Origin of the sequence: Shewanella sp. SR1, from assembly GCF_020447145.1 — a bacterium.
Lineage (GTDB): Bacteria > Pseudomonadota > Gammaproteobacteria > Enterobacterales > Shewanellaceae > Shewanella > Shewanella baltica.
This window is the reverse complement of record NZ_JAJAEF010000024.1, coordinates 16,832-31,888: the sequence shown is the minus strand read 5'-3', so window position 1 is coordinate 31,888 and position 15,057 is coordinate 16,832. Positions and strand designations below refer to the sequence as shown.

Here is a 15,057-nt window from a genome sequence, read left to right as displayed (position 1 = left end):
CACAAAACCCCCACGTAAAAACCATTGATCCGTGGGCAAAATCTAGTTTTTTACGAGCTTAGCCGCAAGAGCCATAGCCACTTCTGAGTGAACAAATTGACTCACATCGCCACCATGCAAAGCGACTTCCTTTACTAAGGTTGAAGAGATAAATGAGTTTTCCTCAGCGGGCGTTAAAAACACGCTTTCTAGATCTGGGCTCAATCGGCGATTCATATTCGCTAGCTGGAATTCATATTCAAAGTCAGATACCGCACGCAAGCCACGCACCAGCACACTGGCCTTTTGCTCCTTGGCAAAATCCACCAGTAAACCCGAAAATCCAACCACTTCAACATTATCCAAATGAGCTGTGACACGATTTACTAGTTCAACCCGCTCTTCTAAGGTGAATCTTGGCTGCTTAGAAGGATTAGCAGCAATGCCAATGATCACATGTTTGAATAACTTAGCGGCACGCTCGATTAAATCGGCATGACCATTGGTGATAGGATCAAACGTTCCTGGATAAATCGCTCTTGTATGCACTTTACTGACTCAACTCACATGGATACCAAAAATCATTGCTCGTCAGTCTACTCGTTTTAGCCAAGCGAGTGAATAATCGAAGCAAAATCGGCTTTAAATAGCCACAAAAAGCATCGAAATAGGCAAGAATCCAAGTGAGTAAGCCCCTATAAAGGCGCAAACTGATATAATGTTTCACTTAATTGAAACCGACCAAATACGATGTCGCTCACCCATTCAACGCTATTACGCTGAGCCAAAGCTAGGTTGCAACCGCGACGCTTAAAGACACGTAGAAGAGCACTTATATGAAGAAAATCGCGATTTTTTGCCATAATTTTTTCTCCAACGGCACGGTAAAAATAGCCTTATCGCAGGCAGAAGTGTTACAGGAAGCTGGTCAAGATGTGCATTTGTTTGTGTTTCACAAGGAAGGCGATTTTATGCCGCCACAAAATGTAACCATTCATTATCTGTTTGAAGCGGGCCAAAAACCTTCGCTTCAGGAGCAAAGACAACAACTCATAACGAAAGTGAACGAAGCAGAAAAAACGGGGAAATTTTCACTCTTTTTAAGCAATTCAACCGACTGCGACGTTGTTGTTTCCGGCTGTCATTTCGATCCTTGCTACTACTTCTGTCATTGCGCCTTAAAGCAAGAATTATTGATGGAGTTAAAACGCGGTCCAGTGCACTTCTGGCGCAGATGGAAAAAAGCCAAAGCTCTGATCGGCAAAAAAATCATCACAGTTTCAAATGGTATTGCCGACGAGCTAAGAGCCACGTCGTGGTTAAAACCTCAGAGCGTGCAAACCATCTACAACCCTTTTCGCCTAGACGAAATAAAAAATAAGACTCAAGAAGTCATTGCCGAAATTCCCAACGAACCTTACATGATCCATGTGGGTAGAGTGACTCGTCAAAAACGCCATGACATTCTCTTCAAAGCATTGAGGGATATGCCGACAGCACCTAAGCTAGTTCTTCTCTGTAACCGGCCAAATAAGGCGCGTAAATTAGCCAAAAAATACGGCGTAGAGCACCGAATTATCACACCTGGTTTTCAACATAATCCCTATGCTTGGATTGCTAACGCAGAATTGATGCTGCTGAGCTCCGACTTTGAAGGCTTACCCACTGTGGTCATTGAATCATTAGCCTGCGGCACGCCCGTTGTCAGCACAGATTGCCCGCACGGCCCAAATGAAATCCTTACAGGGCACTTAGCCAAATACTTAGTCCCAGTTCGTCAACCAGCACTGCTGGCACAGAAGGCACTAGAGTGCCTAGCATCGCCCCCATCACTTGAAGACCTTGCGATTCTTAAAGCCGTAGATAGTGAATATATTGCTCAGCAATATTTGAACTTAGCGGAATAAATATGACAAACGATGCATGCCACATGAATCTTTTCCCTGTGGCATGCACTTAAAGATAAATTTTACTTAGAATTTATTCCTCAGACTAATTAGTTGGCTTGCGATTTCCTCACCAGCCATATCGATTTCTAAAACAGAATGAAATGTTGACCTTGGTAACCAGTTAGAAGTTTTTATATCTTGCCCCCTAAACAATGCAACTATTGGTTTATCGAAAGCACTTGATACATGAACAATTGAAGTATCGACAGAAAGTACTACTGAAGCATTTCTGACTAAAGACACTGAGTCCATGAAATTATCTATAGGTGGGAAATTAATATTTCCTCCAAGTGCCCTCCACTCTTCTATATTTTTAATATAAGGAGGTATCAATATTAATATATGACTAAACTTCTCTTCTAAAAATGACAAAATTATTCTTACTGACTCTAATGACAATGTTCGCTTATAGGTTGAGGCAAAAGGATTTATTACTAGATAATTAGAAATTTCATTATCTTCCAAGTATTTAGACATCTTAGATTTTGACTCTTCATTTTCAAATAACTTATAGTTATCCTCAATAGAAATAAAGCCATATGAGTTCATCATTAAGCTAAACATTTTAGGCTTGGATATCGAATGAAACCTAAAAATATCACTAGCTAATATTGGTTTTGAGATACAAGAATATTTATCCCAATACAAACCAATTGTTAGTTTAGGTTTAAATAAGAAGCCGATCATTGACCTATAGCTACGATTTAACTTGCAAGGCTCTATCAATAAATCAACATCACCAATGTCTTTAGCTATTTTTTTAGAATGACGATAATACTTCCAAGAATGTTTTTTTGGTGGATATTTAATAGCAATTACTCTAGGGTCACACTTTACTACATCATAATCTACACCGGAACATATAACATAAATTTTTGAATCAGACCACTTTTGAATAACTGCATCAATAATTGGCGAGATTGAAATGTAGTCACCAATTTGTAGATTCGCATTCAGAATTACATTTGGATTAAATTTAATCTCGTTAATACTAGTAAGTTCACCAGTATATTTGGTGAAAAAATTCGAAAAAAACTCTTTAATGTTCATTAAAATTTCCAATAAAAACTAAAACAACTTCCAATAACCTAGCTTGCGACGCATCTTAAAATGGCGCAGCAAGTTTAATGGTTTAGGCTTAAGCCAATCGGTGCCTTTATCAATCAAAGCATCTGTTGCGGCTAAAACTCGCTGGCTAGATTGGCCATCCCCCGTAGGGTGAATTTGATTACAATAATCATGGATATTCGCCATCAAATCATCTGGACGACTCAGTGCTCGCGTTAATGCAGATTCAATATCCTCAACCTGACTGATATCGATTAAATGATCTTTAGGTGACTGATTTTTAAAGGTCACCACTGGTTTTCGCTGCATTAAAAACATCAGCAGAATCGATGAGGTGTCACACAACATTACATCACCCGCCTGCAGCAAAGGGATCACATTATCGGTTTCAACAAACTGTAAATTCTCGTTTTCTAAAGCCCTGTACTGCTCAACAATCTTAGGGTTCATCTTAGGATGAAATTGTACTAACCAGCGCCATTGACCTTTTTGCGACAGGATTTTGATCTGCTCAAATACCACAGGTGCGCAGGTCAAACTAGGAGAAAATGTCGAGCAAAAAAGTACCACCGGTCTTGGGTCATCCGCTTTGATATAGGGATTATCTTTATTCTCAAGAAATAAGGGATCGAGTGCAGGCCAACCCGTTTCAGCCACTGTAAAAGTACCAAACTTTTTCTCGAGCTTAAGGAAAGGCAAAGTTGTCGCTGGGCCTTGGGTACAATACAAGTCAAAACAATCACGGATTTCGAAGTGATCTTCGCGGCCCTTATGGTTCATTTTACCCGCATTAAAGCCATGAAATACTCCGACTTTAACCCCAGGAATAAAACGAGGGACAACGTTCCCAGGAACAAATACCGCATCGGGTTTCCACGCCTTAACGGCATCGATGCTCAACAAACGCGACTCGTCAGTCTTTAGAAACTTAGCGTCGACTTCATTTCCCTCTAAAAACCAGCAAACCTCATCGCCTCTCGCCCAAATGACTTGTTGAAGTGGCCTTAACATCGCATAGGAATAGTTTTGCGCGATGTAAAATAAGTAACGTCTTTTAGCTTGTTTAATTACTTCCACAAGCATCTCCCCAACAACACAAACAATTAAATTATTTTGCCAACGCTAAATATTGTTCAGCAATTAAGGTGGCATCCACTTTGGCCAAAATATCCACCAGCTCGAGGGATGGCGGCAGGCTGACAACCTCATCTATCATTTTTGCCAACGCCGCGGGATCGCGACGCGGTACAAGATACGGCACTAAATTCCCAGTTAAAATCTCACTAGGACCATGGGGACAATCAGTACTCACTACAGGCGTCCCACACGCTAAAGATTCAATCAAAACTGTCGGCAGGCCTTCAAAATCGGAGCTAAGCACTAATGCCTTAGCCTGCTTAATCCAAGGAAAAGGATTGCTTTGGAAACCGGGAATAATTAATCGCTTTTCAATACCGAACTTTTTCGCCGCTTTCATCGCTTTCTTGTGGTTGTGGCACAAGAGCACCACGGGAAGCTGATTTTGCGTGAGCTTGAGGGCTTCAAACAGCACATCATGGCGTTTTTGCTTAGCAAAGCGACCGACATGAATAAGATAATCACCCTGAGGAATTTGCGGATTGTCTTGCTGTGATTGAGATGTGATTTCATTAAACTCAAATGGATTATAGATAGTCTGCATCGATGCTGGATGCAAACGACCTTTATCTTTGATCTCATTTGCTATGCCATTTGAGACGGTAATCAAATGCTGGCCATTGAGCGCTTTTTTGGCTCTGAGCTTTTTAAAGTACGCGAACGGCCCCAATTTAAATTGGCGGCTCAACTCTTCTTCCACTGAAGAATGGACTATGACATAAAGCGGTGAAACGCCTGTTTTGGTCATCATCAAATTGGTTTTATCTAAGTTAGATAAAAACAAATCGAACTTGCCCACTTTAGATTCAATTTCAGCGATTTTTGCGCTGAGCTTGTGAACAGAAGCATTCAATCGCCCAAAATGGTCGAAATCTTTATCCTTAGGGGCAAAACATTGATGAACGGGTAAGTCCTCAGGGGTTTCATAATAGCGATTATCTTCCATGACTAAAAAATGCGGCTCATGCCCTAAGCGAATAAATTGCTTGGCTAAGGTAATCATGACCTTTTCGGCTCCGCCACCCGCTAAACTGTCGATGGCAATGGCTATCCGCATGATTTATCTCCTAAACGATCATATACATTATAAATCTCACGAATTGCGACATTTAAGCCATTTAAATCACTGGCCTTACATTGCAATTCATATCCATCATTGTTTTCTACTTTTTTTATTAGCACTTTAACCGCATCTTGTATTTCGCTCGATTCAGCCGTACATGCCATAACTAACTGTTTTAATTTGCAAGCAGCAATCCTATTGGACTGATCTTTTGAAATGGGCACCGCTAATATTGCTTTGTGCAGCGCAATCGCTTGTAAAAGTGTATCTCCCCCCCCCAATACAGCAGCCTTAGAAGCTGCGAGAAGATTTATAAACTGTTGATTATCAAGTTGCGAGATCAAAATAATGCCAGCTAAATTAGGCAATGAGTTAGGATAATTCGGCCCAAACACCATGACACTCGCAATGCCACATTCAACAAAACAATCATGAGCAGCCTTAGCAAAAATATCGGCAGCTAACTCACCATTTACCTTATGCCCGCCAGAGCCCGCATTAAATAGTACAAACTCATTGTGTGTTAGCTGGTATTGCGCTAATAACGCCGATTGGGTGCTTGCATCAGGTTGAGTAAAGACGGGGCCGATATTTAAAGGCGCAGGTTTATTAATGAGTTTCAGCTTCAATCGATCTAACCAACTAATAGGGCCAATCACAAATTCTGGTTGCACAACCCAATGACAATCCGTGACTAAAGCACGGCCAATTTTCATTCCACGACTACGCTTACGCTTATGCTGACTGAGAAAGATTACCTTAGCGCCGAGTTTATGGGCATGCGCTAACTGTGATTTACGCCCAGAAGCATCGAATAGCACAATATCGGGCAGGTAATCAGACATGACTTGATTCACAGCTTTGACTTGTTTAGTCGGCGTATCTTCAAGTAGCACTGCCGGATAAGGGCATTGAGCCGCATAGGGCGCCTGTTGACTCAAAATAAATTTGATCTCTGCACTTGGCCACAGTCGTTTCACCTCATCGGCGATGATCATTGAACGCATATATTCGCCAATGCCTTCGGCCGATGATACGGGAATAAATAAAAATTTAGTGGACGTTTGGACTGTCATAAATACCCTTTAATACCCGCAAATGCCGTCTGATACATGACCATCATTCACCACTAACTCAAACTTCTCAATCACGGCTTCAACACTGATCAAAGCCATCAAATGTTCACCTTTAGCGCGAGTGCCCCACTTAACTTCGCCACTATGTTGGGATGCTATCGCCTCATCATAGACGCTCGCCACATATTGCTGCGATAGATAAGGACCCGTGCGCCCAGGATTTGAATGGGCATATAAGCCAATGACTGGCGTGCCTTGGGTCACCGCCATATGCGCTGGGCCTGTATCAGGCGCTAACACTAAACTAGCGCGTTTTAGCAGGGCTAATAGTTGAGCCAGACTGGTTTTGCCCACTAAATTATCGATTTTAGATGGACATGCCTGCAAAATTTGCTCTGCTAAATCCTTCTCAAGTTGAGTTGGGCCACCGCACAGCATGACTCTAAATCCTTTCGCAATAGCATGGCTCGCGACGGCGGCATAACGCTCTGGCAACCAGTTACGTTCAGCCTTACTGGCAGCGGCGCAAATGATAAAGACTTTTTCATTGTCTTTAATCTGTGTCTGAGCAAATTCAGTATCCGCAATGGGTACAGGGATATGCCATTGGGGAGTGAGATCCTTGACGCCAATCGCCTTAGCGAAGCCCATAAATCCTTCGAACACATGGGGCTTGGCCAAGGGCTCAACCCTACGATTCGTCACTAGCCACTGGCCTTCTTTAGCGCGAGCACGATCGAAACCTATGCGTACTTTTGCCGAGATGGCTAATGAAGCCAAAGTTGCACGTAGCGCAACCTGCATATGCAGCAGCACGTCAAAACGTCGGCCTTTTAATGCCTTACGTAAATTAAAATAGCTACGCCATCCTTGAGATTTATCAAAAATAACAAACTCAATGCCGGGTAAATGCTTCAACAATTGATATTCGAGTTTACCGATCACCCATGTGATTTTGAGCTCGGGGTATTGCCACTGAATCGCCTGCACCATAGCCACGGCATGACAGACGTCACCGATTGCGGATAAGCGAAGCAAACAAAGGGAATTCATGGTATTGGGATTTAAACTCATTGGGATTGAAGCTAATTAGCTCTTAAGGTTATTTGGCGCAAGCTAAGGATCTTAATGTAGAATGGCCCTAGGTGCCACGCTTAAGTCAACAAATCTCCCATGAATGCTCAGATACAGATCATAAAAACCGCCCAAGGTCACATAGCGCTTTGCCAAGATACACCAACAGATATCGCTCCGGCTTGGTTTGCGGTGGATTTTTGGCGCGCTAAAGATGCTGTCGTCGGCTCATCCAAAGGCCGCTACACCACTTGGTTTGTGGCATTTGAACACAGCCATTGGGTATTGCGGCATTATTGGCGTGGCGGCTTAATGGAGAAATTCAGCAAAGATGCTTACGTTTATACTGGCCTCGAAAATACCCGCGCTATGGGCGAGTTACGCTTATTAAACATTTTGTATCACGAGGATTTTGCTGTACCTAAGCCGATTGCCGCCAACATAGTACGCGATGGATTATTTTACCGCGCCGATATCATTATCGAACGGGTCGAAGGCGCCGAAGATTTAGTCGCTAAACTCAGCAAAGGGATAATAAGCACTGAGCAATGGCAGGCGTTGGGAGCAACTATCGCCCAATTCCACCTGCGCGGTGTATACCACGCCGATCTCAATGCCAAAAATATTCTGTTCCAGCCTGCGCAAACTGCACCCATAACGCCAGAGCGCTTTTATCTTATCGATTTCGACCGCGGTGAGTTAAAAACACCGAGCCCGCAATGGCAGCAATCGAATCTAGACAGACTGTTACGCTCTTTCAATAAAGAACAAGGCAAGCTACCAAGTCTTGCCTTCACCGCCGATAACTGGTCATCACTGATGATGGGCTACCAAGCGGCGATGCAAAGCGCCTGATTATCCTTTCGAATTAAGCCTTTATTAAAGATTGCACTAAAGCAAATTGTCGTTGCAAGGCTCCGCGATTTGCCTCAACCACTGCTAATCCAGCGTTTGCCGCCTGCTGGCGCAATTCAGGTTTCGCAAAATAGGCAATCAAATTAGCCGCCAGTTCATCCGCCGAAGCGACAATCCTTAGCCCACCAGCGTCCGCCAACATCTGCGTAATTTGGGCAAAGTCCCAATGGTTCGGCCCCACCATAACAGGCATGCCCATAGCGACTGGCTCCAAGGGATTATGACCACCATTAGCGATCAGCGTACCACCGACAAAAGCTTGATCCGCCGCGCCATAAAAGGTCAGAAGTTCACCCATGGTATCGCCCACCAGCACTTGTGTCGTAGCCGTCACGGGAAAATTACCGCTGCGACGAACAGATTCAAAACCTTGGCTGGCAACAACCTCAGCAACGGCAGAAAACTGCTCAGGATGACGCGGTGCAATAATCATCAAGGCATCGGGCCACTGAGCCAATAATTGCCTATGGGCGGTGAGCATGGCGTCAAATTCTCCAGGATGCACACTGCCTGCAACCCAAATCGGCGATGTTTCACGCCCCCAAGCCTGACGCAACTGCTTGGCATTAGCTAAACGCTCGGGCGTAATACTGAGATCAAACTTCAAACTACCGCATACTGTCACTCTGTCTGGCGATACACCGAGTTCAATAAAACGCTGCGCTTCCACTTGAGTTTGCACCGCAATAACATCGAGTCGTTGCAACATAGGTCGATTGAGTGTTGGATGCTTAGCATATTGCGCCGCCGACTTGGCCGACAGGCGGGCATTCGCTAACATCAAACGCACACCGCGTTTGGCAGCAACAGCAACTAAGTTAGGCCACAGCTCAGTTTCCATAATCACGCACCACTTGGGCGAGACTTGGCGCAAGAAACGCCGCACACACCAAGGTAAGTCAAAGGGCAAATAACAATGCTGCACTGAGTCACCAAAGGCTTTGCGCACTTCGGCAGATCCCGTTGGACTGGTTGTGGTAACCGTAATGCTTAGCTCAGGGTGTGATTGCATAATCAAACGGATCAAGGGGATTGCCGCGAGCGTTTCCCCCATAGACACAGAATGGATCAGTAAATCCGTCGATTTTAGTCGGGTTAATCCAAAACGCTCCCCCCAACGACCGCGGTAATCAGGGCTTTTAATAGCACGAAATGCTAAATAGACGATTAGCAAAGGGGATAATAAATATAAGATCGTGGAATAGAGAAAACGATTCATTAAAAACGTGCTTATGAGTTTTGCCTGTTGAATGGCGGCAATGTTAGCATATGCACCAAATTAGGGATAATTTACCAGCAGTATGGCGGTCGTTGGTTAACTCTATCTATGATGTGGCGTTCACTAGCAATTTGGATAACTTATGAAAACCCGCGACAAAATAATCTATGCCAGTCTTGAACTGTTCAACGAGCATGGCGAAAGAAACATCACCACCAATCACATTGCCGCTCACTTAAATATGAGTCCCGGGAATCTTTATTACCATTTTCGCAATAAAGAAGACATTATCCGCTGTATTTTCAGCTTATATGAGAATCATCTCGAATCGGGTTTCCAACCCTATGAAGATAAGCAAGTGGATGTAGAACTGTTAATCGGCTACTTCGATGCGATGTTCTATACCCTGTGGCAATTCCGCTTTATGTACGCCAACCTTGCGGATATTCTCGCTCGCGATGAAGAGCTAAAAAAACGTTATTTGCATGCACAGCAACAAGTTTTAACGCGTTCGAGCCACGTGCTGCATAAACTTAAGCAAGATGGCTTTTTACACTTAGAGAGCGACAAAATCACGCCACTGGCGGATACCATCAAGATGATCGTCAGCTTTTGGATTGGTTACCAACTCACGCAATCCAGCACGTCGACCATCACTAAAGCGACGCTCTATGAAGGTGTGTTGAGGGTACTGATGATTTTCAAAGCCTATGCAACCCCGACATCCGTCGCAACGTTTACTCGCCTAGAGCAGCATTATCACGCGTTAGCGAATCAAGAATCCCTCTAGCATCATCCCAAACACCTATGTTGGGAACTCGCATTCGGTACTAGACTCAAAGCAATTATAGTACTGAGTGCGAGCCCGTTTTTCGCTCTACATTCCTTAAAAGAAGACTCAGCCAAACAGTGGCAAACTTATGTTGCACATTAGTTTTTATAATGTAAAAACCACTTTAGCCCTAAACTAGTTTATCTTGCGAACCTGCATGAAAAAAAGGCTGTAGGCCGATTAGGTTTAGAGTTAGAATGCCGCCACTCCCAAAATCAGAATAAAGTTAACTAAGGAGATATCAGGTGGCCTCTACCTCATTCTACGCACAGATTAATCAACAGCTTGCAGACATCAAAGCCGAAGGCTTATATAAAAGCGAGCGTGTTATTGCCTCACCGCAACAGACTGCCATTCAAGTTAATCAGCAAGAAGTTATTAACTTTTGCGCGAATAATTACTTAGGCTTGGCGAATCACCCAGAGCTAATCAAAGCCGCCCAACAGGGCTTAGACAGCCACGGCTTTGGTATGGCGTCGGTGCGCTTTATTTGCGGCACCCAAGATATCCATAAAAAGCTAGAAGCTAGCCTAAGCGAATTCCTCGGCACTGAAGACACCATTCTTTACTCTTCATGTTTTGATGCAAACGCCGGCCTGTTCGAAACCCTGTTAGATGCAGAAGACGCGATTATTTCCGACGCGTTAAACCATGCTTCTATCATCGACGGTGTACGTTTATGTAAAGCCAAGCGTTTCCGTTATGCCAACAACGACATGGCCGATTTAGAAACTCAGCTGATCGCCGCTAAAGAAGCAGGCGCCCGTAACATCTTGATCGCCACCGACGGCGTATTCTCCATGGACGGCGTGATTGCTAATCTGCAAGGCGTATGTGATTTAGCCGATAAATACGGCGCACTAGTGATGGTCGATGACTCTCACGCGGTAGGCTTTATTGGCGCAAATGGTCGTGGCACCCACGAATATTGCAATGTGATGGACAGAGTCGACATCATCACAGGCACCTTAGGCAAAGCCTTAGGCGGCGCATCGGGCGGTTTCACTTCGGGTAAAAAAGAAGTCATCGACTGGTTACGCCAGCGTTCACGTCCTTACCTTTTCTCTAACTCATTAGCACCGTCAATCGTAACTGCGTCTATCCATGTGTTAGAAATGCTCAAATCAGGCCAAGCCCTGCGCGAAGCCGTATGGGAAAACAGCCGTTATTTCCGTGAGCAAATGTCAGCAGCTGGCTTTACCTTAGGCGGCGCAGACCACGCGATTATCCCTGTGATGATTGGCGATGCGAAACTGGCGGGCGACTTTGCTAACCGCTTATTAGCAGAACATATTTATGTTATTGGCTTCTCATTCCCTGTGGTTCCTAAGGGACAAGCCCGTATCCGTACGCAAATGTCAGCGGCACATACCCGTGAGCAACTCGACAAAGCGATCACCGCCTTTACCCGTATTGCCAAAGAAATGGGCATTATTTAGGACTCAAGACAATGAAAGCACTAAGCAAGTTAAAAGCTGAAAAAGGTATTTGGTTAGTCGATGCGCCTAAGCCAGTAATGGGCCACAACGATCTGCTAATCAAAATTAAAAAAACGGCGATTTGTGGCACCGACATGCACATCTACAACTGGGACGAGTGGTCACAAAAAACCATTCCCGTCCCTATGGTTGTTGGTCATGAATATGTAGGCGAAGTGGTTGATATCGGCCAAGAAGTGCGTGGTTTTAAGATTGGCGACCGCGTATCTGGCGAAGGTCATATTACCTGCGGCCACTGCCGTAACTGCCGCGCGGGCCGCACCCATTTATGCCGTAACACTTCAGGTGTCGGTGTAAACCGTGAAGGTTCATTCGCGGAATACTTAGTGATTCCCGCCTTTAACGCCTTTAAAATCCCTGATGACATCAGCGATGATTTAGCGTCAATCTTCGACCCGTTTGGTAACGCTGTGCACACAGCATTATCCTTCGATTTAGTCGGTGAGGACGTGTTGATCACAGGTGCTGGTCCCATCGGCATTATGGCTGCGGCAGTATGTCGTCACGTAGGTGCGCGCCATGTAGTGATCACCGACGTTAACGAATACCGCTTAGAGCTGGCCCGCAAAATGGGTGCTACTCGCGCTGTAAATGTGTCTAAAGAAAGCCTGAAAGACGTGATGAAAGAACTGGGCATGACCGAAGGTTTCGACGTCGGTTTAGAAATGTCTGGCGTACCATCAGCCTTCCACGCCATGTTAGATACCATGAACCACGGCGGCAAAGTCGCTATGCTGGGTATTCCTGGTGGCGAAATGGCGATTGATTGGAGCAAAGTGATCTTCAAAGGTTTGGTCATTAAAGGCATCTACGGCCGCGAAATGTTCGAAACTTGGTACAAGATGGCGAGCCTTATCCAATCGGGCTTAGATATTTCGCCTATCATCACTCACCACTTCAAGATTGATGATTTCCAACAAGGTTTCGACGCTATGGGCTCGGGCCAATCGGGTAAAGTGATCCTCAGCTGGGATTAATCCTGCAAAGCATAACCTCGATAGGGGCTGTACACTCGCAGCCCCTTGTTGCACACTTATCCCATCTTGATTTCCATCTCTTAGCTCTGTCAGGTTTTATTATGTCTTCCTTTAAACACTTAAGCGTTAATCAATTGCTGCAAATGACCGAAGCACAGCCAGTGCAAATCGTCGATATCCGCGATGGCAATAGCTTCACCAACGGCCATATTGCAGGTGCAACTAACCTGAATAACGAAAACCTAGCGCAATTTATTAGCCAAGCCGATATGGACAGCCCACTGGTAGTGGTTTGTTACCACGGTATGAGCAGCCAAAATGCGGCGCAGTATTTATGCGAGCAAGGATTTGATGACGTTTACAGTCTAGACGGCGGCTATAGCGCTTGGCATGAGGCAAATGCATGATAGAAATTGGCCGACTCCCCAACAGTAGAGCCGCGCAGGCATTTGTCGATTACCTCAAAGGTGAACACATTGACTGCCAAATTGAGCCGCTGGAGCAAGGTGTCGCCATTCTCGTCATCCATGACAAAGATCTGGAGCAAGCGCGCAAAGAGTTTGCCCATTTCATGGCTCATCCCTACGACAGTAAATATCTACAAGCCTCGTGGGAACACGGCGATACCCAAACTAAGATAGATTACGGCGCGCCTTCGCTGCAGCTATTTACCCAATTCATTACCGGCGCAGGCCCAGTCACGTTGATAGTTTTTGCGGTTTGCGTACTCATTTTTGCGGCGATGAACTTAGGATTCGCCAACCAAACCTACGCAGCACTGTCCTATTTTGGCGCGGTACCAAATTCAGAGTTCAGCCAGTTCTGGCGTGTTTTCACCCCAAGCCTGCTGCATTTTTCAGCCATGCACGTCATCTTTAACTTGCTCTGGTGGTGGTATTTAGGCGGTAAAATCGAAACCCGAATCGGCACAGCACCATTGCTAATCTTGCTGTTTGTGGCGGGCACACTGCCAAACGTCATCCAATTTTATGTCGGTGGACCTAACTTTGGCGGGCTATCCGGCGTTGTCTATGCCGTGGTGGGTTACACTTGGGTCATGGGGATACGTAAACCTGCTGCTGGAATAGACTTTCCACCATCATATATGGCCTTTATGATGATTTGGTTGGCATTGGGATTCACGGATATTCTAGGGGTTGCCGTTGCGAACGGTGCCCACATTGGTGGCTTACTCATAGGGTTAGCCCAAGGTTTATTCGATAGCCGCAAGTCCTCAAGCTCAGTCTAATCCCGTTATACCAAGATAAATCCAGAAGAACGCATGGGGATTTATCTTGGTTCAATGACGCGCTCTTACACTTCTACAAACCGCTCAAACTAACGTGCGTCAGTCATCTCCAGTACCTTAGCAACCAGCTTCTCGATGCCTGAATGCGCTTCAGCAATACTTCCAGCCAACATATAAGCGGGAGTGCTGACAATTCGATTAGCTTCATCTACGATGATCTCATGCACAGTCGCGACTTGATGCTCTCCACCCATCAAATTGAACGCCGCAACAGTATCGCTATCATTACCAATAGTGCCTTTTACGCCATGGGGATATAAACGCGGGATCATCATAGGTGCGATACAGATAAAGCCAACGGGCTTTTTCGCCAGAATGAACTCATTGATAAAATCAGTCACCAGCGGATCTACTTCACACTCGCTGCCGTTCGTCGCAAAATTACACAGATTTTTCGCCGCACCAAAACCACCGGGAATGATCAAGGCATCAAATTCGGCGATAGCTAATTCTGTGGTCGCTTTAACTTCGCCACGGGCAATGCGCGCCGACTCCACCAGCACATTACGACTTGCTGTCGCATCGACCTCGCCAGTGAGGTGATCGACCACATGCATCTGTTTGATATCAGGTGCAAAACATTGGTAGTGAGCCCCCGCTTTAGATAAGCATAAAAGCGTTAAAACCGATTCATGGATCTCTGTTCCATCGAAAACACCGCATCCACTCAGTAACACTGCGACTTTTTTCATTAAAAATATCCTTCTTATGTCATTAAGTTTTAACAAACTACAAACAAACTAGTTGATCTGATTAAAAATCGTGCTAACTTAATTCGTCGAATCTGACGGGTGCCGAAAATTAAGCCAATCCTTAGATGTATTTTACGGAGTCAATAAAAAATCCACAAATTGGGAAGATTTTTTAAGAAACAGTATTGAACTCACACAAATCTTTTATAAATATAAAAAACAACAACTTAAAAATATCGCACTAAGCCGTAATCATCGCCATTATTCT

At 44.8% G+C, this 15,057-nt stretch carries 15 protein-coding genes; 7 read left to right on the top strand and 8 right to left on the bottom strand.

From position 1 onward, the window contains the following. Window positions 1-42: 42 nt before the first annotated feature. Entirely contained in the window at window positions 43-528 is a 486-nt protein-coding gene (gene coaD / locus KV201_RS18135) for a pantetheine-phosphate adenylyltransferase (protein WP_226060126.1), read from the bottom strand. Between the two features lie 287 nt (window positions 529-815). On the opposite strand from coaD, the gene KV201_RS18130 reads away from it, so the two are divergent. Then, complete coding sequence (locus KV201_RS18130) at window positions 816-1,886, top strand: glycosyltransferase (protein ID WP_226060125.1); 1,071 nt, start codon at window positions 816-818, stop codon at window positions 1,884-1,886. Between the two features lie 66 nt (window positions 1,887-1,952). On the opposite strand, the gene KV201_RS18125 is transcribed toward KV201_RS18130, so the two are convergent. From KV201_RS18125 to KV201_RS18105, 5 genes are all read right to left on the bottom strand, one after another. Next, the gene (locus KV201_RS18125) at window positions 1,953-2,978 is read right to left on the bottom strand and encodes a glycosyltransferase family 9 protein (protein WP_226060124.1); all 1,026 of its coding nucleotides are present in this window, start codon (window positions 2,976-2,978) and stop codon (window positions 1,953-1,955) included. Between the two features lie 18 nt (window positions 2,979-2,996). Continuing rightward, a complete protein-coding gene (locus KV201_RS18120; RefSeq protein ID WP_226060123.1) occupies window positions 2,997-4,073 on the bottom strand; it encodes a CDP-glycerol glycerophosphotransferase family protein in 1,077 nt (358 codons plus the stop codon). 31 nt (window positions 4,074-4,104) lie between these two features. Continuing rightward, entirely contained in the window at window positions 4,105-5,190 is a 1,086-nt protein-coding gene (locus KV201_RS18115) for a glycosyltransferase (protein ID WP_226060122.1), read from the bottom strand. Next, on the bottom strand, window positions 5,181-6,194 hold the full coding sequence (locus KV201_RS18110; RefSeq protein WP_226060121.1) for a hypothetical protein: 1,014 nt from the start codon (window positions 6,192-6,194) through the stop codon (window positions 5,181-5,183). Before KV201_RS18110 ends, KV201_RS18115 begins: the two co-directional genes overlap by 10 nt. 87 nt (window positions 6,195-6,281) lie before the next feature. Further along, a complete protein-coding gene (locus KV201_RS18105) occupies window positions 6,282-7,346 on the bottom strand; it encodes a glycosyltransferase family 9 protein (protein ID WP_226060120.1) in 1,065 nt (354 codons plus the stop codon). Between the two features lie 99 nt (window positions 7,347-7,445). Between KV201_RS18105 and KV201_RS18100 the strand changes: the two genes are divergently transcribed. Then, a complete protein-coding gene (locus KV201_RS18100; RefSeq protein ID WP_226060119.1) occupies window positions 7,446-8,201 on the top strand; it encodes a 3-deoxy-D-manno-octulosonic acid kinase in 756 nt (251 codons plus the stop codon). A 13-nt stretch (window positions 8,202-8,214) separates the two neighbouring features. On the opposite strand, the gene waaA is transcribed toward KV201_RS18100, so the two are convergent. After that, window positions 8,215-9,480: a lipid IV(A) 3-deoxy-D-manno-octulosonic acid transferase gene (gene waaA / locus KV201_RS18095; RefSeq protein ID WP_226060118.1), complete on the bottom strand. Its 1,266-nt coding sequence runs from the start codon at window positions 9,478-9,480 to the stop codon at window positions 8,215-8,217. Between the two features lie 142 nt (window positions 9,481-9,622). Between waaA and KV201_RS18090 the strand changes: the two genes are divergently transcribed. The 5 genes from KV201_RS18090 (at window position 9,623) to glpG (ending at window position 14,037) form a co-directional block, all read left to right on the top strand. Then, window positions 9,623-10,270 carry a TetR/AcrR family transcriptional regulator gene (locus KV201_RS18090; RefSeq protein WP_011845372.1) on the top strand — a complete coding sequence of 216 codons (648 nt, stop codon included), beginning with the start codon at window positions 9,623-9,625 and terminating at the stop codon, window positions 10,268-10,270. A gap of 287 nt (window positions 10,271-10,557) precedes the next feature. Next, window positions 10,558-11,751 carry a glycine C-acetyltransferase gene (locus tag KV201_RS18085; RefSeq protein WP_006079371.1) on the top strand — a complete coding sequence of 398 codons (1,194 nt, stop codon included), beginning with the start codon at window positions 10,558-10,560 and terminating at the stop codon, window positions 11,749-11,751. 11 nt (window positions 11,752-11,762) lie between these two features. Beyond that, window positions 11,763-12,788, top strand: coding sequence for an L-threonine 3-dehydrogenase (tdh, locus tag KV201_RS18080; RefSeq protein WP_006079369.1), 1,026 nt, complete (start codon window positions 11,763-11,765; stop codon window positions 12,786-12,788). A gap of 101 nt (window positions 12,789-12,889) precedes the next feature. After that, complete coding sequence (glpE, locus tag KV201_RS18075) at window positions 12,890-13,195, top strand: thiosulfate sulfurtransferase GlpE (RefSeq protein ID WP_006084745.1); 306 nt, start codon at window positions 12,890-12,892, stop codon at window positions 13,193-13,195. Then, on the top strand, window positions 13,192-14,037 hold the full coding sequence (gene glpG, locus KV201_RS18070; RefSeq protein ID WP_226060117.1) for a rhomboid family intramembrane serine protease GlpG: 846 nt from the start codon (window positions 13,192-13,194) through the stop codon (window positions 14,035-14,037). Before glpE ends, glpG begins: the two co-directional genes overlap by 4 nt. Before the next feature lie 89 nt (window positions 14,038-14,126). Here glpG and elbB read toward each other — a convergent pair whose 3' ends face one another. Next, on the bottom strand, window positions 14,127-14,789 hold the full coding sequence (gene elbB, locus KV201_RS18065) for an isoprenoid biosynthesis glyoxalase ElbB (RefSeq protein WP_226060116.1): 663 nt from the start codon (window positions 14,787-14,789) through the stop codon (window positions 14,127-14,129). Between the last annotated feature and the right edge of the window lie 268 nt (window positions 14,790-15,057).